Source organism: Lysobacter capsici (assembly GCF_014779555.2).
GTDB classification, from domain to species: Bacteria; Pseudomonadota; Gammaproteobacteria; order Xanthomonadales; family Xanthomonadaceae; genus Lysobacter; species Lysobacter capsici.
Genome location: NZ_CP094357.1, coordinates 5,177,927 through 5,198,023 on the forward strand (window position 1 = coordinate 5,177,927; position 20,097 = coordinate 5,198,023).

Annotated in this window: 23 protein-coding genes and 1 pseudogene; 6 read left to right on the forward strand and 18 right to left on the reverse strand. The window is 60.1% G+C overall.

Features of this window, described 5'->3' with window-relative positions:
• Positions 1 to 54: 54 nt before the first annotated feature.
• From IEQ11_RS21365 to IEQ11_RS21390, 6 genes are all read right to left on the reverse strand, one after another.
• A complete protein-coding gene (locus tag IEQ11_RS21365) occupies positions 55 to 273 on the reverse strand; it encodes a DUF4287 domain-containing protein (protein WP_096416202.1) in 219 nt (72 codons plus the stop codon).
• 56 nt (positions 274 to 329) lie between these two features.
• A complete protein-coding gene (locus tag IEQ11_RS21370; RefSeq protein WP_228464725.1) occupies positions 330 to 785 on the reverse strand; it encodes a hypothetical protein in 456 nt (151 codons plus the stop codon).
• A 172-nt stretch (positions 786 to 957) separates the two neighbouring features.
• Positions 958 to 1,602 (reverse strand): HEAT repeat domain-containing protein, encoded by a 645-nt coding sequence (locus tag IEQ11_RS21375; protein WP_191822257.1) that lies wholly within the window; start codon positions 1,600 to 1,602, stop codon positions 958 to 960.
• Between the two features lie 37 nt (positions 1,603 to 1,639).
• On the reverse strand, positions 1,640 to 2,659 hold the full coding sequence (locus IEQ11_RS21380; RefSeq protein WP_191822256.1) for a hypothetical protein: 1,020 nt from the start codon (positions 2,657 to 2,659) through the stop codon (positions 1,640 to 1,642).
• A 32-nt stretch (positions 2,660 to 2,691) separates the two neighbouring features.
• The gene (locus IEQ11_RS21385; protein WP_191822255.1) at positions 2,692 to 2,952 is read right to left on the reverse strand and encodes a CPCC family cysteine-rich protein; all 261 of its coding nucleotides are present in this window, start codon (positions 2,950 to 2,952) and stop codon (positions 2,692 to 2,694) included.
• Positions 2,953 to 2,986: 34 nt separating this feature from the next.
• Complete coding sequence (locus IEQ11_RS21390) at positions 2,987 to 3,523, reverse strand: hypothetical protein (RefSeq protein WP_191822254.1); 537 nt, start codon at positions 3,521 to 3,523, stop codon at positions 2,987 to 2,989.
• A 203-nt stretch (positions 3,524 to 3,726) separates the two neighbouring features.
• Between IEQ11_RS21390 and IEQ11_RS21395 the strand changes: the two genes are divergently transcribed.
• Positions 3,727 to 4,431 carry a cysteine hydrolase family protein gene (locus IEQ11_RS21395; RefSeq protein ID WP_191822253.1) on the forward strand — a complete coding sequence of 235 codons (705 nt, stop codon included), beginning with the start codon at positions 3,727 to 3,729 and terminating at the stop codon, positions 4,429 to 4,431.
• A 61-nt stretch (positions 4,432 to 4,492) separates the two neighbouring features.
• The gene (locus IEQ11_RS21400; RefSeq protein ID WP_036101576.1) at positions 4,493 to 5,398 is read left to right on the forward strand and encodes a LysR family transcriptional regulator; all 906 of its coding nucleotides are present in this window, start codon (positions 4,493 to 4,495) and stop codon (positions 5,396 to 5,398) included.
• 104 nt (positions 5,399 to 5,502) lie between these two features.
• Here IEQ11_RS21400 and IEQ11_RS21405 read toward each other — a convergent pair whose 3' ends face one another.
• Entirely contained in the window at positions 5,503 to 5,838 is a 336-nt protein-coding gene (locus IEQ11_RS21405; RefSeq protein WP_228464722.1) for a hypothetical protein, read from the reverse strand.
• A gap of 295 nt (positions 5,839 to 6,133) precedes the next feature.
• Here IEQ11_RS21405 and IEQ11_RS21410 point away from each other — a divergent pair, with 295 nt between their 5' ends.
• Entirely contained in the window at positions 6,134 to 6,982 is an 849-nt protein-coding gene (locus tag IEQ11_RS21410; protein WP_191822251.1) for an alpha/beta hydrolase, read from the forward strand.
• Between the two features lie 85 nt (positions 6,983 to 7,067).
• Here IEQ11_RS21410 and IEQ11_RS21415 read toward each other — a convergent pair whose 3' ends face one another.
• The 8 genes from IEQ11_RS21415 to IEQ11_RS21450 form a co-directional block, all read right to left on the reverse strand.
• Positions 7,068 to 7,796, reverse strand: coding sequence for an ankyrin repeat domain-containing protein (locus IEQ11_RS21415; protein WP_191822250.1), 729 nt, complete (start codon positions 7,794 to 7,796; stop codon positions 7,068 to 7,070).
• A gap of 54 nt (positions 7,797 to 7,850) precedes the next feature.
• Positions 7,851 to 8,222: a VOC family protein gene (locus tag IEQ11_RS21420; RefSeq protein WP_191822249.1), complete on the reverse strand. Its 372-nt coding sequence runs from the start codon at positions 8,220 to 8,222 to the stop codon at positions 7,851 to 7,853.
• A 146-nt stretch (positions 8,223 to 8,368) separates the two neighbouring features.
• A complete protein-coding gene (locus IEQ11_RS21425) occupies positions 8,369 to 8,749 on the reverse strand; it encodes a VOC family protein (protein ID WP_191822248.1) in 381 nt (126 codons plus the stop codon).
• A 362-nt stretch (positions 8,750 to 9,111) separates the two neighbouring features.
• A complete protein-coding gene (locus IEQ11_RS21430) occupies positions 9,112 to 9,420 on the reverse strand; it encodes a hypothetical protein (protein ID WP_191822247.1) in 309 nt (102 codons plus the stop codon).
• Between the two features lie 280 nt (positions 9,421 to 9,700).
• Positions 9,701 to 9,949, reverse strand: a complete 249-nt coding sequence (locus IEQ11_RS21435; protein WP_096416235.1) for a hypothetical protein — start codon at positions 9,947 to 9,949, stop codon at positions 9,701 to 9,703.
• A gap of 117 nt (positions 9,950 to 10,066) precedes the next feature.
• The gene (locus tag IEQ11_RS21440; protein ID WP_191822246.1) at positions 10,067 to 10,426 is read right to left on the reverse strand and encodes a ribonuclease E inhibitor RraB; all 360 of its coding nucleotides are present in this window, start codon (positions 10,424 to 10,426) and stop codon (positions 10,067 to 10,069) included.
• Positions 10,427 to 10,612: 186 nt separating this feature from the next.
• Positions 10,613 to 11,035: a hypothetical protein gene (locus IEQ11_RS21445; RefSeq protein ID WP_191822245.1), complete on the reverse strand. Its 423-nt coding sequence runs from the start codon at positions 11,033 to 11,035 to the stop codon at positions 10,613 to 10,615.
• A 135-nt stretch (positions 11,036 to 11,170) separates the two neighbouring features.
• Complete coding sequence (locus IEQ11_RS21450) at positions 11,171 to 11,698, reverse strand: hypothetical protein (RefSeq protein WP_096416240.1); 528 nt, start codon at positions 11,696 to 11,698, stop codon at positions 11,171 to 11,173.
• Between the two features lie 167 nt (positions 11,699 to 11,865).
• On the opposite strand from IEQ11_RS21450, the gene IEQ11_RS21455 reads away from it, so the two are divergent.
• Positions 11,866 to 12,732 (forward strand): hypothetical protein, encoded by an 867-nt coding sequence (locus IEQ11_RS21455; protein ID WP_191822244.1) that lies wholly within the window; start codon positions 11,866 to 11,868, stop codon positions 12,730 to 12,732.
• A 462-nt stretch (positions 12,733 to 13,194) separates the two neighbouring features.
• Positions 13,195 to 14,982: an Ig-like domain-containing protein gene (locus IEQ11_RS21460; protein ID WP_191822243.1), complete on the forward strand. Its 1,788-nt coding sequence runs from the start codon at positions 13,195 to 13,197 to the stop codon at positions 14,980 to 14,982.
• Between the two features lie 252 nt (positions 14,983 to 15,234).
• Here the strand turns inward: IEQ11_RS21460 and IEQ11_RS21465 are convergent, their stop codons facing one another.
• From IEQ11_RS21465 to IEQ11_RS26055, 3 genes and pseudogenes are all read right to left on the reverse strand, one after another.
• The gene (locus IEQ11_RS21465; protein WP_191822242.1) at positions 15,235 to 18,207 is read right to left on the reverse strand and encodes a KAP family NTPase; all 2,973 of its coding nucleotides are present in this window, start codon (positions 18,205 to 18,207) and stop codon (positions 15,235 to 15,237) included.
• Between the two features lie 106 nt (positions 18,208 to 18,313).
• Positions 18,314 to 19,057 carry a hypothetical protein gene (locus IEQ11_RS21470; RefSeq protein ID WP_228464720.1) on the reverse strand — a complete coding sequence of 248 codons (744 nt, stop codon included), beginning with the start codon at positions 19,055 to 19,057 and terminating at the stop codon, positions 18,314 to 18,316.
• A gap of 303 nt (positions 19,058 to 19,360) precedes the next feature.
• Positions 19,361 to 19,483 (reverse strand): annotated as a pseudogene (locus tag IEQ11_RS26055) (SEC-C metal-binding domain-containing protein); the annotation flags it as partial.
• A gap of 163 nt (positions 19,484 to 19,646) precedes the next feature.
• On the opposite strand from IEQ11_RS26055, the gene IEQ11_RS21475 reads away from it, so the two are divergent.
• The gene (locus IEQ11_RS21475) at positions 19,647 to 20,075 is read left to right on the forward strand and encodes a hypothetical protein (protein ID WP_191822240.1); all 429 of its coding nucleotides are present in this window, start codon (positions 19,647 to 19,649) and stop codon (positions 20,073 to 20,075) included.
• The last annotated feature ends 22 nt before the right edge of the window (positions 20,076 to 20,097 follow it).

Below are 20,097 nucleotides of genomic sequence, written 5' to 3' on the forward strand. Positions count from 1 at the left end.
CATGCCGCGCCTCCTAGAGATTGCTGGCCAACGTTGGCGACCAGCGCATGACGCTCAGGCTTTCCCCGCCTGCGCCAGATGGTAGGCCACCAGCGCATTGGCATGGCCATGGCCCATCTGATGCGCGGTCTTGAGATGAGCGACCATCTCCATGTGCTTCTTGCCGTTCAATGCCGCGAGCACGCCCAGCCAATGCGCGATGGGCTGGCCGTACTTCTTTTCGATCGAAGGAAAGTACGAGGCAGGCCCTTTCACTTTCGCGTCGTCGCTCATGTTGTCGGTTTCCTTTCCAATAAGATCAAGACAGGCAATCTAGCGCAAAAACGCGATCATATCGCCGCGCCGCCAGCCGCCTGATTGGCATTGCCGATGGTCAGATGCAACGCCGGCGAAGGCTCGCGCGGCAGCCCCAGTTCCTCGCGGATGCTCAACGCCTGCGCGCACGACACCGGGCACCAGACGAAGCCTTCGGTCTCACGCACCATCGGGTCGTAGTCGAACTCGACCGTCGCGCCGTCCAACCGCCGCCACGCCGCGACGTTTGGCGGTACTTCGCCGCGGATCACCGAGATATGCGGACCCCACAGCGGACTTTGCAGCGCGCGCGTGCGGCGATGGCCGAGCAGGAATTGGTGGCGCAGATAACGCCCCAGCTCGGGATCGCAATCGATGATCAGCCACCACCAGGTACTGCCGCCGTCGCGACGCGTATGCCCCGCTCCGGGGCCAAGCTCGGGGCTGTAGCGAAATACCCCAGTGGAACGCAGCAATGAGCGGCTCGGCATCGGGTTTCATCCTTGACGGGCGGCGCGAACGTCAACGCGGGATTGTGTGAACCGCAATACGGCGAGCAGCTGACTCACAACGAACACGCATTCTTTAGCAACATCTCCCGCACGGGCGCAATCACCTCCGATCCGGTGCGGCAACCAATCGAAACGCGCGAATGATAGAGCACTACCCCACTTCGGCCGTCCCGCCATCCTGCTCGCGCAGCCGCTGGGCGTATTGACGAAGATGCGGTAGCGAGCCCTGTAAGGCATCGGCCAACAATGCCGCAAGGCGCGGCGACTTCAACTCGCGCAGGCACTCCAACGCCGACATCCGCGCCCACTCCTGATTCTCGTCGGCACGCTGCCATTCGCCACAGACCAACGCTTCCGCCGCCTGCACGCCGAGCGAGGCCAGCGACCGAATCGCGCGGCGACGTACGTACTCGTCGTCATCGTCGGCCAAGGCCAGCAACAAGCCCTCGGCTTCATCGCCGCGCGGCAATCGTCCCAACTCGACCGCCAACTGCCACCGCGCCTCGGCCTCGCCTTGAACCAGCGCAGCGCGGGTAAGCCACACCAGTGCGTCGGGATGTCGTTTACGGATTTCACGAACCAAATACTGAGTATCGCGGTCGCGAGCGATCGCGTACAGCACCTGCCCGATATCCGCTTCAGGTGCCGCCCGCCCCGCTCGTTCGCCGACCCAACCCAGAACCGCCTCATACCAGGCCGGCCATGCCTCGTACACGCATTCCCATTGGCCGTCGTGCATCGCCAGACCATCGGCCCAGTGGCGGAATCGCCCGGTTTCTGACTTCAAGTCGAACATCGCCACCTTTCCCGCACCTCTTGTCCGCTCCGCGAGGCTAGACGATCAACTCGCTATGGGTAATGTTGTAGAACAGCCCGCTGTCCACCACCACATCGGACAGGTCCTGCCCGGTGTCCATGGCCGCGAACCGCGCCTTGTCGACGAACATCCGCCGATGAATCAGCGCCCGCAGCACCTCGCCGAACAAGGCATCGTTGCCGAGGTGGCGCCTGAGATTCAACACATCGCCAGGACGATCCTTCAGCACATGGAAGGAGTAGTTCATCAGGATCATGTTCGACACGAACAGGCGATCGCTCGATTGATGCCGATCCACGGCGCCGGCCAAAGCCTCGAACACCCGACCCGGATCGCGCGTCAGCGCATCCAGAAACCGATCCGACTCGATCAGGTCAGCGTTACGGTCGTCGAAGTTCAAGCGAAGTTCTGCGTCGCCGGGAGCGGCCAGAAACGTCACCACCGCGCGATGAAACCCATGCATGCACGAGATCAGCGCATGCTCCTCGCCGCGCTCGATATCCGGCGAGCCGTACACCTCGTCGATCACCTGCAAAAAATCGACCTCGACCAGCTCGTCGACGGCGAACATCATCCTGTTTCCCGACAGCCTCAGCCGGGCGCGGGCGTCGTGATCGATGCTCAGCTCGAACAACAGGAAATACAGCATCTTGTTCCGTATGTCATCGCCGCGCTGGACCGGACGCCGCTTGAGCGCCAGAAGCTGCAGCACGTAAAAAAATACGAAGTAATCCTTGTTGGTCCGCTGACGTCGGTCGACCTCGAACAACAGCGCGAAGCGCGAGAGGATCACCACGACGGCATCCAGATCCGCCTCGCTATAGCCGTGCTTGCGCATCGCCCGCGCCAACCCATCCATCGCGAACAGATCATGCCAACGCACCAGCGGCACCGCCGCATCGTTGACGTTTCCGGCCGCCAGCAGGAACTGCGACGGCTCGGCTTGCGCATACACGAGCGGGCCGAAGCGATTCGGCTCCGGCCCTGCATTGAGGAAGCTGCTCAGCTTGTACGAAAACACTTCGGCCAGGTTCATCGTGATCTTCTGAAATGCCGCGGGCACGACCGTCATAACTCGTCCGGCCGAGGCGGACGGACCCACGTCAGACGCTCGCGCGCCGAAGCCCCGAACTGCCGATAGTTGACCCGCGCCTGGGTCAGACTCAGCGCGCCATTGGGGCCGCCAAGCACTTCGTCCGCGTTGTAGTCGTCCTGGCCGTCGTCCTCCCAACCGCAGACCGCGCAGATTTCGTATCCGCCGCGTTCGCCGAGGGTTTTGCGGTCGCAGCAGGGGCAAGGCAAAGGCGAGTCTTGCGGATCCGACGTCATGCCAGCCGCCTGTTTTCGGTGATGGATCGAGTCTTCATGGCCGCGACGAAGCCGCTTTCAATTCCGCCGCGCTGCAATAGTCGCGCGGCTTATTGCGGTCGAGCTGGCGACCGAAACCGAGAAACCGCGCGCGGTAGACCCATACGTCGCGCAACTGCGCGTTATGCAGATTGAACAGCAGCTGCACATACTGTCCCTCGGCCTGATCATGCTGGGCACCCGGGTCGTAGAACGTCATCTGGATGTAGTACGGCAGCCCATCGGACTCCATGTGATACCACGACCCGCTGATCGCGATATCGCGGCGGTCGCGCGTGCGGATCAACCCGGTCACGCACTCGGGCACTGCGTACGAATGCGCGCCGATGGTCAGCTTCAATCGCGGCGGAGCGTCAGCGCGCACGCGAAAATCCACCGCTGTCGGGCCAAACACCGCCGGCACGTCCGCCAGACGACCGTCCGGCGCGAGCCTGAGTATCCGGTCCTGGTGCGCGTACGAAACGCTGGCGGCCGACCACAGCAACGCGAGCGGCAGAAGGGAACGTAGCAGCGGACGCGGACGGTTCGGCATGGAGCCACTGTATCGCGACGCGGCCGGAATGGCGCGAGGGCTGCATTACGCCGGCCGTTCCAGGTCGAAAGCCTCAACCAGCGCATACGGACCTCTACCTCGACCTGTGCGCAACCCGCACAGCTGCTGTGCGCGCAACCGGCTAAGCGATCCGAGCGAAGCTGCGCATCATGGCCGCCACCCGAACCCCACAGGCCCATCGCATGCGAATTTCTGCCCTTCTCGGACTCGCCACGCTCTCGATCGTCGGTATCGGCGCCGTCGATGCAACGACCACCACCGCCGAACAGCACCCCACCATCCGCGCCATCGCCGGCGCCACACCGGTCTCGTCCCTGCAGGCGAGCAAGACCGCGCTGCTCGTGATCGACTTCCAGAACGAATACTTCGCCGGCGGACGCATGCCCATCCCCGACGGCGACGCCGCATTGCGGCAAACCCGCCGCCTGCTGGAATTCGCCGACCGCCACCGCATCCGCGTCATTCACGTCCAGCACGTACTGCCCGCAGGCGCGCCGCTGTTCGCCGACGGCGGAAACACGGTGAAATTCCACGCCGCGATGCAGCCGCGCCGCGGCGAACCGGTGATCCAGAAGGATTCGGTCAGCGTGTTCGCGGGCGCTTCGGCCGATGCGATCGAGCGGACGTTGAAGAATGCCGAGGCCGATACCCTGATCATCGCCGGCCTGCAGACCCACGCCTGCGTGGCCGGCGCGGCGCGCGACGCGGCCGCCAGGGGCTACCGGGTCATCGTCGCCTCCGACGCCAGCGCCACCCGCGACCTGACGCTGCGCGACGGCTCACGGGTCGACCATCGCCAATTGCACGCGTCGGCATTGGCCGAAATCGAGGACACCTTCGGCGACGTCATGAGCACCGACCGGATCATCGCGCTGCCGGTGCACTGATACCCTTGGCCCGGAACACGGCATCGGCGCCCCGCCGATGCCGTCCGCCTGGAGCCGAGTGATGGACCAATTGTCAGCCATGCGCGCCTACCGCAGCATCGTCGAATCCGGCAGTTTCACCCAGGCCGCCGAGCGTCTGGGCACCACCCACACCTCGGTCTCGCGCCTGCTCGGTCAGCTGGAAAAACACCTCGGCGTGCGCCTGCTCAACCGCAACAGCCGCGGCCTCACCACCACCGAGGCCGGCGCGCACTACTACCGCGACTGCATCGACATCCTCGAACGCATGGACGCCGCGCAACAGCGCTTGAAGGACGACCCGTCGCTGCCGTCGGGCGTGTTGCGCCTGAGCCTGCCGCACGCGGTCGGCGCGCTCGAACTGGGACAGTGGCTGCCGGGCTTCGCGCAGCGCCATCCGCAGATCCACCTGGATATCTCCTGCGACGATCGGATCGTCGATCTGGTCAAGGGCGGCTTCGACATGGCGATCCGCATCTCCGGGCCGCTGGCCGACAGCAGCCTGGTCGCGCGCGAACTCGCGGTGTCCGACCGCGTGCTGGTGGCCGCGCCGCAGTACATCGCGCATCACGGCCTGCCGCGCACCACCGCCGACTTTCACAACCACCAACTGCTGGCCTATGCCGGCGACGGCCCGACCCTGCAACTGACCTCGCACCGCGGCGAAGTGGCGTCGGTAAAGGCCGGCGACCGGCTGCGGCTGGATTCGATCCTGTCGCTGCACGCGGCGGCGATGGCCGGACAAGGCATCGCCGCATTGACCTATCTGACCGTCCGCCAGGAACTCGCCGCCGGCCGCTTGCTACGCCTGCTGCCGCAACACCACGCCGGCCAGCGCCACTACTTCGCGATCTACCCGCACGCGCGTCAGCTGACGCCCAAGGTGCGCGCCTTCACCGAGTTCATGCGCGCGCATTACGCGGCGGCGCGGCAGGGCAATGTGGTCTAGCCGCTGGACAAACGGGTCGACGGACACGGTGCACAGTGCGATTTTCTACCGAACCCAGCCGCTACCGGACTCGAAGCCAGGATCGCCCCGCTCTGTTTCGCCCCTCAGTCCGCGGCCCACACCAATTGCAAATCGCCATCGACGAATCCCACCGACACCGCTTGCGATTGCCTGAGCCGGACCGCGCCGGCACGGTCGGAGCTCATATAGCGCGCGAGCAGATCGTTCGCCGCCGCCAAGCCCATCTCCCACGCCTCACCCACGACGCTGCGCGGCAGCTCGAACCGCGGATCGTCCGACATGAAGATATCGTCGCAGGCCCAATCGTCGTCGTCCGCCAGGTAAGTCGGCGCGCCGATCAATTGCAGTTCGAATTCGATCCCCTCGTAGAGATTGAAATGAAACGCGGCGATGCCGTCCGGCAGCGCCGCGACCAGCACGGCATCGATCCAATCGGCCAAGGCTTGATAGAGCGGGTCGTGCATGCAGGCTCTCCAGGGCCACGAATTCGTGGGAGTGATTGCGGAATCGGGGCCATAGCCTACACCGCGATCCCGACCTGTCCGCATCATCACAAAGGCTACGCCGGCCGCCGAGTTATCGGTCCAGACGGCAACGACCGACCGCGAGCCGCGCCATCATGATCAATCTCGATTGATTGGCCTCACCGACATGACCGAAGATCGATCGCGACAAGCCCGCTCCACTTTTCATCGCCGTTGGAAAGGATCCCGCATGCGAACCTTATGGCTGACAGGCCTGTTTCTCCTCAGTGGCTGCGTGCTGCACGTGTCCGAGCAAAACATCGTCCAGGCGAAACCGGGAACGGCGATCGAATCGGGCGCCAGCGCCGACGGTGCATGGACCATCAAAGCGCTCTCGCTTCCGCTCGAACCCGGCGTGGCGCTGCGTGGCGCACTCTTTCAACGGCCCGGCTCGGTCGCGACCGTGCTGTACTTCGGCGGCAACGGCTTCGTCCTGGGCCGGCATTACCGGTACGTGCTGCGCATCTATAAAGACCGGCCCGTCGACATCGTGGCTTTCGACCATCGCGGTTACGGCGGCAGCACCGGCGCCGCGTCGCTGGACGCGATGATGGCCGATGGTCCGTTGCTATACGACTACGTCAAGACGCTGCCGACGGTCGCGCCCAGGCCGCTGATCGTGCATGGCCACTCGCTGGGCAGTTTTGTCGCCGGTGAGGTCGCCAAGCAACGCTCGCTCGACGGCCTGGTGCTGGAATCGTCGGCGACTTCCGCGGAACAATGGGCGAACGGTTTCGCCGATGCGTCCATCTGGATCCGCAAGAGCGTGGTCGATTCGAGCCTGGCCGGGCGCGGCAACCTGAGCGTGATGGCGACGCTGGACGAACCCGTCCTCATCGTGTCGGGCGCGAACGACACGACCACGCGGCCCGAGATGGCGAAAGCCTTGTTCGAGGCCGCGGCCGTTGCGGATACCAGAAAAGTCCTGCTAGTCGTTCCCGGCCATGGCCATATGGACGCATCGCTGAGCGCCGAATATGTCGAGGCGTTCGATCGGCTTTACTTGACCGATGCCCATGGAGACAGCCAGCGGAACTAGCCCAACCCTGCGAACCGGCGAGACCGCTTTGCCGGCCGCCGTGATCGGCCGCATTGCGCCGGCCGTGTTGCCGCTAATGGTGAACCTAAGCCGCCGACCTCGCTCCACGCGCCTGGAGCCACGCGACCAGCTCGTCGTACTCGCCACGCGCGGCCGCATCGAGCGGGGTCATGGGTTCCCACGGCGCCAGCCAGTTCAAGTCGGCGCCTCGCTCGAGCAGATACTCCGCCGCATCGCGCTGTCCGCCATGGCACGCGCACCAGAAAGCCCCGTCGATCGCCTCGCGGTCGGGCGCGGCTTCGGCGGCGAACATCGCCTCAAGGCGATCGGCCAGCCCAAGCGTCGCGGCGTCCGACAGCGTCACTTGCGCGCCGCGTTCGACCAGCCGATGCGCGACGCGCCATTGCTTGAACGCGGTCGCGTCGGCGAGCGGCGTACCGCCGCCGATCACCGCGCCCGCCGCATCGATGTCCGCGCCGGCATCGAGCAAGGCGTCGAGCACCGCCACGTCGTCGCAGCTCGCCGCCCAATGCAGCGGGGTTTCCCGATGCGCGCCGACGAATCGGGCATTCACCTCGGCCCCGGCCGCCACCAGGGCCTTCACGGTCTCGGCGCCATTGGGAAAGTGCCCCGGCCAGTCCGTGACGATATGAAGCAACGTGCGCTGCGATCCGCCCGGATCGCCGGCGGCGATCCTGCATGTGGCAAGCTCGGGATGCTCCGCCAGAAGCCGATGCAAGGTCGCAAGATCGCCGTGTTGAATCGCATCGACGATAGCGATCGCGACTGAGTCGCCGGCATCGATCGTGTTCATCACCTACTCCGTTTCATTGCGCGCGGACGCGTTGGTATCGGCCGACCCGACCGGTCAAACGTGCTGATCGAACATGATCACGTTGCCGTCGGGATCGGACAGGATGATATGCGCCGGCCCCTTGCTGTCCGGATCGGCCCGGGTCGTGATCTCGATGCCCTGCGCCTCGAGCGACTTCTGCACGTCGCGCACATCGGTGAACGACGCCAACGCGCTGGCGCTTTGATCCCAACCCGGATTGAAGGTCAGGATGTTCTTGTCGAACATCCCGCGAAACAGACCGATCACGGTCGAACCGTTGCGCAGGATCAACCAGCCCTGCGCCTGATCGCCGGCCATCGGCGAGAAGCCGAGCTTCTCGTAGAACGCCCGGGACGCCTCGATATCCTTCACGCTCAGGCTGATGGAAAATGCACCGAGTTCCATAAGTCACCTTTCAGCTCGTGGAGCGCTGTGTATCGATTGATCGGCGTCGCAGCCGGCGTGGACCTACCTGGAAACCGAATTCCGCCAAGGCTGTTGGCTTGAGCGAAGCGTCCCGGAAATCACTGTGCCGATCCGCTTTCGCCCAATCAATCCCAGGCAGTCGCGTTCTTGGGAAAACCGGGGCGCTGAACCCGCACCACGCAAAACCGCTGTCCGGTCGGCGCCTGCATCACCACCCATCGCTCCAGCCGATCGACCACGTGCGCGCCCAAGGCCTCCAGCCGCGCCACCTCCGCGGGGATATCGTCGGTCTCGATGTCGATATGCACCCGGCTCTCGTGCTCGACCTTCTGGATCTGCACGATCGGCTCGTCCGGCGGCGTTTCCAGCATGCGGTAATTGCCGCGGGTTCCCGGATGACCGGGATCGATCGGTCGGCCCAAGGCATCGGCCCAGAATTGGGCGGCTTGGTCGACATTCGAAGTATTGCAATCGATCAGCAGTGCGCAAAGGCGGGAATAGTGCACGGTCGGCTCCTCGGTCTGCGTGGCGGGCCAGTAGTCTAGGGCCGGCGGGTGGCTGCCAGAGTGAGCGTTCTGAAAGCCCGCTATGGCCCGCTTTTTTCTGATACACGTACCGATGATGGCCCATGTTGGCGGCACGACTTTTCGCGCACCCGCTGGAGAATACCGTTGAAGGCGTGCCGCGGCTTATGACCGCCCACGAAACCGCGCTTCAGGCCACTTTTCGCATCTGTGGCAGGACGACCTGACGCTCAGAACTCTGCCTTCCATCTTCACTGATGGCTGAAGCTCACATCGCTTCGCATCAACAGGTATTCACGCGATCGACAACCAACGGCTGCGCATATCGGTCATGCGCGTGACGGTCAGCCGCCTGCGCCGAATACGACGAAAGCACTGACGAACAAACCAAGCCCCACCAGCATCGCCAGCGCCAACACGGCGACATCCCGGCCGCTGAGGTGAGTCCAATCGGCCAGACTGCCGGTGTAATCGTCTGGCTTACCCTGACGTGCGCGGGAGCGGGCGAACGCCCAGTTGGACGCGATCACGGGCAATGTAAGGCCGGACAGCAAGGTCACGGCACCCGGCAACGACACCTTGCCAGCCAGCGCGAACACTATGCCTATAAACCAGAACATCAGGATCAACGCCCAGCGTCCTGTCTTGATCATGTGCCGTTCTCTTGTGGTGAAACTGGGATCAGAGCGGACTTATTTGAAGTCGACTCCGACCCTGTTTTTTTACTGCTAGCGGCAAACCTGCGCGCCTTGGTCGAGACGAAGCGATCCCCGGTCGCGGTCTTGGGGCCGTCCGACCCCGCGTGAATCGCAAGTTCCGGGATCACTGGGCAAAGAGTAGAGAAGCCCTGCCGCGTTGGGCGCAAAAGGCAAAACGAAACAAGGTTCACAGTGGCCTAGGGGAAAGTCTACTCTGCCCCCTTTTTTGCCCGAGTCAACCAAGCTCAGCAATCAATGCTTTTGCTGAGCTCAACGCCTCCATGAAGGCATCAAAAGGAAGCAAGAACGTAGGGTCGGGCGGCGAAAATCTGGACGGGATTATGAGCTCGCATGCATCCAGACCATTGTCTTTTATCAACTGGACGACAGGGACGCCTTGATACCGAATCTCCACCGCCATAGCGTCGTAGTCCAAGTCACTAAACGGCACCACTTCAAACCCAGATGAGTGAACATTAGTCATTTCCAAAATCTCATTCAATGAATCTTGGAAACCGGAAAGCAGGGCCGCCGAGCGGCCTTTCTCGGCCCTAAAGGAAAGATCACTCTAGCCACTGCTTTCTTTGCTTCGCCGAAAACATCAGTTTGCGATCGCCTTGCTGATTTGCGGCGCACAGCTCCAGCCGTCGTACTCCATGTCGTACAGCTGACTGATGCATGTTATGAACCCGGATATCGAAAGGATCACCGGTTGCTCGATCGTGGTATGCACGGTGACGAAGACGCTGTACAGGCCTTCATGTTCGCCGACCGTCGCATCGCCGTAGTGCAGATCGTTGAAAAAACCGGCGACCAGCGAAGCGCGCTCTTCGGACGGCGCCCTGAGCACGAATTCGACGTCTCTGGAGAGAGCGAAGTGGTCGCCCTGCTGGTCCAGAACCTGCAACAACTCGGTATCCGCGGCCGCCGTGTCCATCAAGGTTTGAACTGTGTTTTTCACTCTTGCCTTCCTTGTCCAGCGTTCGCCGTTCTTTGGGAGTGTATATCGCCGCTCACAGCGGCGGACTGCGCCACGTACTGCGGCACCTGCTTAAAATCATTGCTACGGAACACAGGTCGGAATGGACCCAGGGAAAATCCACCCCATCCTCTGTTCAGGCTGCTATCTGTTTGTTGCCGTCCCGCCTCAACGCCACAGCACCCGACCGTCCGTTCGCAACATCAGCAGCTCTTCGGCCACGTAACGCCGGCCCTGACGCCACGCCTGCGTCTGGACCTCCAAACGCAACAACTCGCCTTGACTCGGCAACCAACCCACCGCTCGCGTTTCGATCCGCTCGTACCGCTGTGCCAACCCGAGCTTGCCCAGATTTTTGCTCTCGACAGCGCTTACGTCGATCTTCTGGAACGAGCCGTCGCCACGGAGCAGAAACACGAACACCCCCGGTTCCGTGGCGGTGCGCATCGATGCCGCAGCGGCACGCCTGTCGACGCTCCACAGCGCGGACGCCGATGGCGGCTCGGCCCGGACTGGAAACGTCGCCGATGCCCAGGCGACGAGAGCGATCGCCATCGCGAACACCGCATGTAAGTGCGTCTGCAGTCCCATAAGACGGTCCTTGCGGGCGATGACCGCCAGCATAAACCACGACTTGACGCCACGACCAAAGCCGAATCGGCGGAACGGGGATCAGGGAGTACCTATTTAGAGCCCCTGCGCCGCCCGTCGTTTACCGTTTTGGTGTTAAGGCCGCAGCTCGACTTTCTCCGCATCTTTCAAGCTCGCCAGCACTTGATTCAGCGCTTCCTGAGTTGGCCCGTCGATAACTTCCGCGGGATTGATGATCGTCATCCACGCAAACTGTTTGCCGAACAGCTTCACGCATGAGCGCGACAGGCCGACGGTTCCGGTGCCGATCCGCTTCACCTTGAAGCTACGACACGACCAGCCCTCCGGTACCAACACCTTGTCCATCGCATCCGATGGCTTCATTTCGAAGTCATTGCGCAACCCCTTCACGATCACGGCGAGGATCTTATCCGCGCTGTCCTCGCCCGGCTTCGCCTTGTCCTCCATGATCGAGAACACCAGTCCAGAATCATTGAAGCGGATCGCGTAGTTAGGTTCCTTACGCAGATTGCTGCGGCCTTCCCATACCTCGGATTGGTAGGCGAAGGTCACCAGGCGTAGAGGCTCGGTGACGACTTCCTGTGCGGCATGGGCTTGCATCGCGGAGAAGGCCAGCAAGACCGGCCACACCATCTTTTTCATTGCTCTCCCTGTTACGTGGACTACGGGGGTGGGCTCGTTTCGCTTCGCAAGCCTTGCGAAGTCGAAACAGGGCTCTGTGAAGCAAGGGGCACAGTGGCCTATCCTGGATCGGGAACGGACATTATCACCGCCCTACCGTTCGGCAGTCCTTGTATTCATCGCTTCCAATGACCAGCGTCATCGAACTCATCGTGGCTTGCCCACACTGCGGCTTGCCCAACCGCCACAGCCAGCTCGCCGGCCTGAGTTACTGGCTCGTCCGGTTCTGGTCCGACGGATGGCGCGATCCGATACCGCCCCCGAACGCGCTGTACCGCTGCGGCGTTTGCGGTGCGGCGGCCTTGCGCGCGCAGTTCGCGGACCTCGGCCAGCTCAAGATGGCGGAGATGGCGTACGACGTGGATCTGCTGGCATCGGGCCCTGATCGGGTGAAGGTGATGCAGGTATTGCGTCGACTCACCGGCGCCGACCTGCCACAGGCCCTATCCTGGCTACAGGACGGGCCCAGCCGGATCGCGACGGGTCTGCGCCTGGACGACAGGGAGCGACTCACCGGCGCGCTTGGGGCCATGGGCGCGGTGTGCTCGATCCATGCCCGCGAGATCGCGCCTGGCAGCCCCGCAGCCTGGTTCGCGGCCCCGGCTCTCCAGGGCGCCGACGATGTAGAGACGTTGCGGGCGCAGTTGCATGCTCCCGGCCTGGATGACGAAGGCGAGACCGCGTTGCGCCTGGCCTTGTACCAACACTGGAACGCGCCCTTTCGCGAAGCATCGGTCACGTGGGTGCCTGGCGATCAGCGCGATGGCGCGCAACAGGACAACGCACGGCGACTGGCCTCTCTGCTCCGCGAGCACGACGACTACGAACGGCTGCTCAAGGCGAACCTCGCCCGCGAACGCTCGGACCATGCGTCCGCGTCGATCCTGCTTACTGGCGACTTCGGCGATTACGAACCACTGGCGGCGCGTCTGCGCCTCTTGGTCGAGACGAAGCAGTCCGCGGTCGCGGTTTTCGGGCCGTCCGACTTTGAGTGAATCGCACGTTCGGCAAGCATCGGGCGAAGGCTCGGCGAACAGGCGAAGATTCGGAACGAAACAGGGGTGCAGTGGCTTATCGGATGCAAGACAGAAAGGTTAGTGAGTCCCCTGATTTGTCACCCGCGTTTATCCAATGCGCAACACGATCGCAGCCCCATGCACGCACCGCCGCATGACAGCATATTCCGCACCGTGACGACCACCGCATTAATCGGAAGCGGACAACTTGACACGCGGACCGTCGCGCACCACAGTCGGCAACGCCCGATAGCGCTGCACACGCATGCAGCGCACTGAGCGGATCAGATACTGACCGCACCACTGTCGTCATTGGTTCTCTGGGGGGAACAGCCGCGCCGCAGCAGGTCTGCCGCGCGCGCTGGAAAAGGTTGGCGCGTCCGCGCCGGCCTCCTTCCCTATCCACCCGATATCCGGAGAACACATCGAATGAGCATCCGATTGACAGGAATCTTGCTGTCCGGCGTTTTGCTGGCAGCCTGGCTGTCGCCCGCGCACGCACAGAACGTCAGCTGCGCGGGGATCGCCGAATGGAACGCGTCCACCATCTATAACGCGGGCAGCAAGCTCGTCTATCAGGGGCGGCTGTATCAGGCGACCATGTCGATCTGGAATACGCCGCCCACGCACTGCCCCAGCTGCGGGTATTACCAGGATCTGGGCGCCTGCAGCGCGGGTGGCAACACGCCGCCGACGGTCGCGTTGACCGCACCGGCGAACGGCGCGAGCTTCACCGCGGGCGCCACCATCACCGCCACGGCGAATGCCGCCGATGCCAACGGCACCGTCACCCAGGTGCAGTTCTTCCGTGGCGGCACCTCGCTGGGCATCGACACCACGTCCCCGTACAGCGCGACCTGGAGCAATGCGGCCGCCGGCAGCTACGCGATCACTGCGGTCGCCACCGACAACGCGGGCGCCACCACCACGTCCGCGGCGGTCAACATCACCGTCACTGGCGGGACGCCCGACACCACCGCGCCCAGCGTGCCAGCCGGACTGGTCGCGGCATCGGTGACCTCGTCCAGCGTCAACCTGAGCTGGAACGCCTCCACCGACAACGCCGGCGGCAGCGGCGTCGCCGGCTACGACGTCTATCGCAACGGCACGCTGGTCGGCTCGCCCGCCGGCACGTCCTTCAGCGACACCGGTCTGGCCGCGTCCACGGCCTACACCTACCGCGTGCGCGCCCGCGACAACGCCGGCAACGCATCCGCGCAAGGCACGCAGATCAGCGCGACCACCAGCGGCGGCGGTGGCGGCGACAACACCCTGCCGAAGCATGCGCTGGTCGGGTACTGGCATAACTTCACCAATCCGTCCGGCCCGACCATCCCGATCAGCCAGGTCTCCAACGACTACGACGTCATCGTGGTCGCCTTCGGCGACGATGCCGGCAACGGCGCCGTCAGCTTCACGGTCGATCCGGGCGCGGGCAGCGAAGCGCAGTTCCGGGCCGACGTGGCCGCGGCGCGCGCGCGTGGCAAGAAGGTCGTGCTGTCGCTGGGCGGCCAGAACGGCACGGTGACGTTGAACAACGCGACGCAGGTGACCAACTTCGTCAACAGCATGGAGGACCTGATCCGCTACTACGGGTTCGACGGCGTGGACATCGATCTGGAAAGCGGCGCGGGCGTCTACCACGGCGCGGCCGTGCAGACCAATCTGGTCACGGCCATCAAGCAGCTCAATACGCGCATCGGCCCGTCGTTCTACCTGTCGATGGCGCCCGAGCACCCGTATGTGCAGGGCGGCTACGCCGCGTACAGCGGGATCTGGGGCGCCTACCTGCCGATCATCGACGGCCTGCGCCAGGAGCTGGACCTGATCCACGTGCAGTACTACAACAACGGCGCGCTGTATTCGCCGTACAGCCAGACCGGCTTGGCCGAAGGTTCGGTCGACATGCTGGTCGGCGCCAGCCTGATGCTGATCGAAGGGTTCAGGACCAACAACGGCACCGGCGTCGCCTTCAACGGCCTGCGTCCGGACCAGGTGGCGTTCGGCCTGCCCTCGGGCCCGTCCTCGGCCAACAGCGGACTGGCGTCGCAGGCCACCATCACCAGTGCATTGAACTGCCTGACGCGGCTGCAGAACTGCGGGACCATCCGGCCGCAGCAGGCCTATCCCACCTTCCGCGGTGTGATGACCTGGTCGGTTAATTGGGATCGGCGTGATGGGTTTATTTTCTCTCGGCCGGTGCGGGCTACGTTGAATAGCTTGCCCTGAGCGGCGGTGAAAACTTCGGGGTGGGTAAGGCTTTGCTTGCCCACCGACTCCGCCACATTCGGCGCCCCTGGTGGGCGCCGATTTTTTTGGCGCCTCTCCCGTAAGTCACTCCAGCCATAACCAGAGATCTTCAGACGAACTAGCCCCAAGGAGACCAAGATGCGTAAGAGCTAGAACAAAGGTCAGAGTGGCCTTTCTCAACTCGTAGAGAGGAAGGGCACTCTGCCCCCTGCTTTGACCCCTGCTTTGGTTTCACTTACCGGACTCCTTCTTGACGGCCGCTGCCTCACCAGCTAGTTCATCAAGCACATCAAAAACCCCTTCCAGATCATCGCGATACGAAGCAATGTAGTTGGACGTGACTACAGAGCGCTCTTTGAAATTCATAGCTAGTCGACGAACAATCCTCTCGTGCCGCTTCCAGTATCGGCCCATATCTATTGGATTGAGCCCTCCTGGGAGTGAGGCCTTTGTAGCAAAGTAGCCATCTCTTTCATCGTCAGAGTAGAAGGAGTTACTTAGATGCGACAGGCAGTGATCGAGAAAATGAAAAACATTGTCCTCTTGAATCTCTGGATTGAAGCAAACATCGAATACATACCTATTCATAAGCCTTGCTATGCCGCCGTCATCTGAAGCCTCGTACTCGTCGTAATACCCGCAGCCTACACCCGACCCGCCGGGCGGCAGGGAATTGCTCAATTGATAGATTACGAATGACTTAACAAGGCTGCGCGCGGAGGAGATTTGCTGTGAAAGCAATGCAAAATCCTGCTGAGCCTGATCACTCTTTGGAGATTGCCTATTAAACCTAGAGAGATCTTCGCCGATAAACGCTTCAACAGGCGCATGATCTACTTCTGATAGAAAATTTCGCTGCGGATCAATGTAACTCTGCCTGAAGAGCGCAAAAACCTCCTGAGACAATCTTCTCATTCCCATTATCGCGAGATTCCGAGTCACTCCAGTTGTCGCGGCATTTTCGTCCTGATGGAGGATGAGGGCTGATTGCAGGTTGTAAAGTTGTCCCTGACGATCTGCAGAGCATTGAAGCCTAAATAACATGAGATCGTTCCAGCCGAGAATACCGTAGCTCGCGCCAGCAAGCTGCTGAAGTAGGCCTTTACCTTTATAGGGACCTTCACCAAATATCCGCCAAGCAATTTCCAGAACATTGCCTGGGGTATTTGTGGGGCGACGACCGGATGATCTTCCCCAGCCGGCACGGTCTAGGAGTCGTAGCAAGGAATAGATTGACCTGTGCCGTAATCCCCAACCATCCTTCGCAATCATCGAGTAGCGAGGAATATAACTAACAAGCGTGTCAATGGCATCTTCGGCTACAGCATAAGTGAAGCTATGCGATTGATTTACTAACACACTCCAAAATTGATCATGCGCGTATTCACCTTTTTCCAACGCAAAAACAGGTGACGCTAAAACTGAAGCTATTGACTCTCCCTTTCGAACTCGCGCAACGGCATCTTGGTATAGAACAAATGTCTTCTGGGGCTCTGGCGTAGCAAATCGCACAATGAGCTTTAGATATCGCTCTAAATTTCTGGACGATCTCTGATTAAAGCAAGCACGGGACGCCAAGGCCTCCTCATCCACGTCAATCCCATCGAACCCTAAAGTCGCCACATCGAAAAGCTGCATCAAAAGAAAACTTGCACGCTCTTGTTGATCTTTAAGCAATATGGAGAACTCAGCCGAGTTCTTAAACTGTTGCTCTCTAGACTCTCGACGCACGGAAAAAATCCCGAGACGCCCCTCTGTCTCTTCCGCGTACAGTCGTCTAAATAATCCGGGATAGTGTAAATGCAAGAGAATTAGATTAATAAGATCACACTTATTGAAATCCGTCCGACCTAAATCTGTCTTCTCAAGTTGCATTAGCAACATAGCATTAACGAAACGCTTTACCTTGCGCAGATCGCCGACGAAGGGTAGATATTTTGCTGCCAATTCTCCGTCGAGAATGTCAGCCAATTCATTAAGCACAGAACCAAGTTTCAACATAGTGTCGGAAGGAACTGAGCCCAATTGATTTTCTGATTGCTGCCAATCCCTTCTTAAAAAATCTCGAATGCTGGAGCTGTCGATAAACAAGCTCTGTTTTACAGTCACAAATTTTTCAAGAAATTCGCGCGCCCTGCCCACGTCCTCCTGACCTCCAACGAGCACTTCGGTGTCATAGCAGAGGACGTAAGTCGCCTGAGATAGCTTGAATGTCCGTCGCGTCGCGAACAAAACGTTGTTGACGGCCTTCGCATCCAATCGATCCAGATCGTCTATTACGATAATTACACGACGATTGATCCGTCTAAGAACGTCGTCGACATCTTCAAGTAATTCATCAATAGTTTCCTGCGAAGGCTCTAGAGAGATTTTGAAGCCAAGAAACGAAACGTCTGCCTTTCCCTTTATAAGACGGGAATATCGCGATGCTACCGGCCGAAATTCCGGAGCGAAGACCTTTCGTTGAATAGTCGTCGACAAGTCGCGAATCAAACGGTCCGCAAGGTCAGACTCTGATGCGTACCTTAGAGGCTCAAATCGACAAACAATTACCCTATCCCCAGCATTTTCCAAGTAATGGGCTGCAAGATTGATAAAACTCGTCTTGCCAACACCCCATGGCCCATCAACCCCAAAGACAAGCCCCTGGTGGGCACAACTTGCGAGAATAGTTTCCGCGAACGACTTAGCTTGCGTGCTGCTCGCAAGCAGATCATCCTTCTCGCCTCCGATCTCCTCATCTGCAATAAAATACAGTTGCGGAATATCTTTTTGGGATCTTGATAGCCACTGCTGAATGAGTGGTGATAAAAGTATGGCGCAGAGTAGAAGAAGGATTGCCGGCGTCCAGTAAGGATCTGCTTTCTTCACTGCGGCGTGAAAAATCGCGAGCCATGGCGAGGCCAATTGGTTGGTCCAGATGCCGATACCGACAGCAATCAGTAAGTCGACACGGAGGCTGCGAACCATTCGTGCAGCGACAAGGTGTGCACTACGCTTCATTGCGTAGGTCAGGCATAGCATTAACACAACTAATGCCCCGGCGATCTGCGCATAAAGAGCTAGGTCAGTCCATAGAGAAATGGAGTTCAGGCCGAGATCGAAGGCGATCTGCCAAATCTCTGCAACTATGAAACCGATGGAGATTAATCGGGCAAAAACCGGTAGCTCCGGCATCTTCATCGCTGGTTTGGCAGCAGTCATCGCTTCCCCTCCGTGGCGCGGTGCAATTTTCTTGTGAACACATCTGAGAGCAGAGGTCAGAGTAGCCTTTCTTGACTCGTAGAGGAAATTACTTTACCCCCTTCTTTTAAACTTCCCACCCCCACGCCGTCTCTCGCATTACTGAAGAACTGAATAATTGCGGCGCAAAATCCGCCCAAGGACTACCAGTGCTAATATTGAAATTCATGATTCTACGAATCAAGGAATCCTTGTCGGCAGCGCGCAACCCCTGCCACCAGGACGGGCGCATAAAGGTGTTTTCAGAATACTGAAAAGCCATAAGAGCGGCGACATTAGATTTTAATCCATCCTCTAATCGACAAAAGGATTCAGCAAATTTTTGTCCCGGCCCATCTGGATCACCAAACCAACCAATAGTCAGCACTGACAGGCCGTTGATGGGCGTTAAAGTTATGGAGACATTCTCAAAATCAGAATCGCCACGGGAAATCAACTGAAGCAGTTCACCGCTAATACTGTAGTCAGGTTGGACTGCGCCACAGCAGGCGACGGGTAATAAATCAGAAAAAATGCAAGCGTAAGCAAAGAAGCCAGAATAATCCTGGCTCAGGAATGCTTGATCGTATCGGGCCTTCCAACTCTCAAGCTCAAGGATTGCTCTTTCAGCCCCTACTCTCCGTAAGTGCAGCATTTGCTGAATGCCTACCTGATGCTCAAAAGGCCTGCCTTTATCGCACGCACGCTGAACATCCGTTATTGCTATAGAAGCCACCTTGTTGAAGTGCTCAAACGCCAGCGCACGAAAAGAAAGAAGAAATACACTTTGCAAAGAAATATCTCGCTCCCCAGTTTCAATTGGGCGAAACATTTCACTGTCGTGATTTCCACAAAATCCCGCAAAAGTTGAAGCACTTCTGCACCCAACCCTGCGAGGAATAATGAGCCCCTCATTTTCAAATATCTGCTCTGCTCCATCCCGCACTGATAATACATGACCAGATTCGGATATCTCACTGAGGGCTCCGTTTCGCTGGATAGTATGAGAGGAGATCGCTCTCTTCCCACATATAGAATCAGCACGAGGGTGGTAGCAATATTTCCTACTTCTCGATCTCCGCATCTGATCCATTAACTTCCCAATAGGCAACGGCTCTTGCTCTGACCGATCCTTGTGGCATCTCTTCCATTTTTTATCAGACCCGCACCAACAAGGGTCGTTACGCCCCATGACCGCGCGAGGGTTAAGCATTTCAGGCATCTCGAAATCAGCCGAAAGAGATGGATGCACCCCCATTACTGCCTCCTATTATTTTCATAATAATCATAACGTGCCGACGGGACACCGTGTGCATAATAACTTTGCTACCAATCAGACTAGGATATCGATTTTTCAGATATCCAAGTTCAGCTATTACTGTTGTGTTCCCTGCCAATTCACTCAAAGAAGGAACGCGGCAATGCCCCACTCCGATCCAGCAGCCACTCCCGTCGATTTCTTGCTGCAGCTATTGCAAGCCACGCCCGAGCAACACGGGTCAGTAGCCCATCTATCAAAGCTCAATCCAGTAGCACTCGACTATCTCCAAAGAAAAGCCGCTGATCTACATCACTGCGCAGTTGGCGAGGCCCGCGAATTGCTCGACATCGCACTGGAGTCGTTGGATCTCCCCTTATCTTTAGAACACCAACGCCGTTTGATCGAACGAGCGGACGACGAACTGGCATCCGCCCAGCGTTGGGGCGAATTAGCGGCGAACGCGCGGTTCTGCTTGCAGCGGCCGGAGTTGGCGCAGCAGCTGGCGGGTGATGCGCGGGCGACGGGTTCGGACGATGCGGCGGGCGATGGCGGAAAGCGGTCGCGCGGGCGGGAGCGTTCGGCCGGGTGAGGGGCGCGGGTGGTGTGGGTTC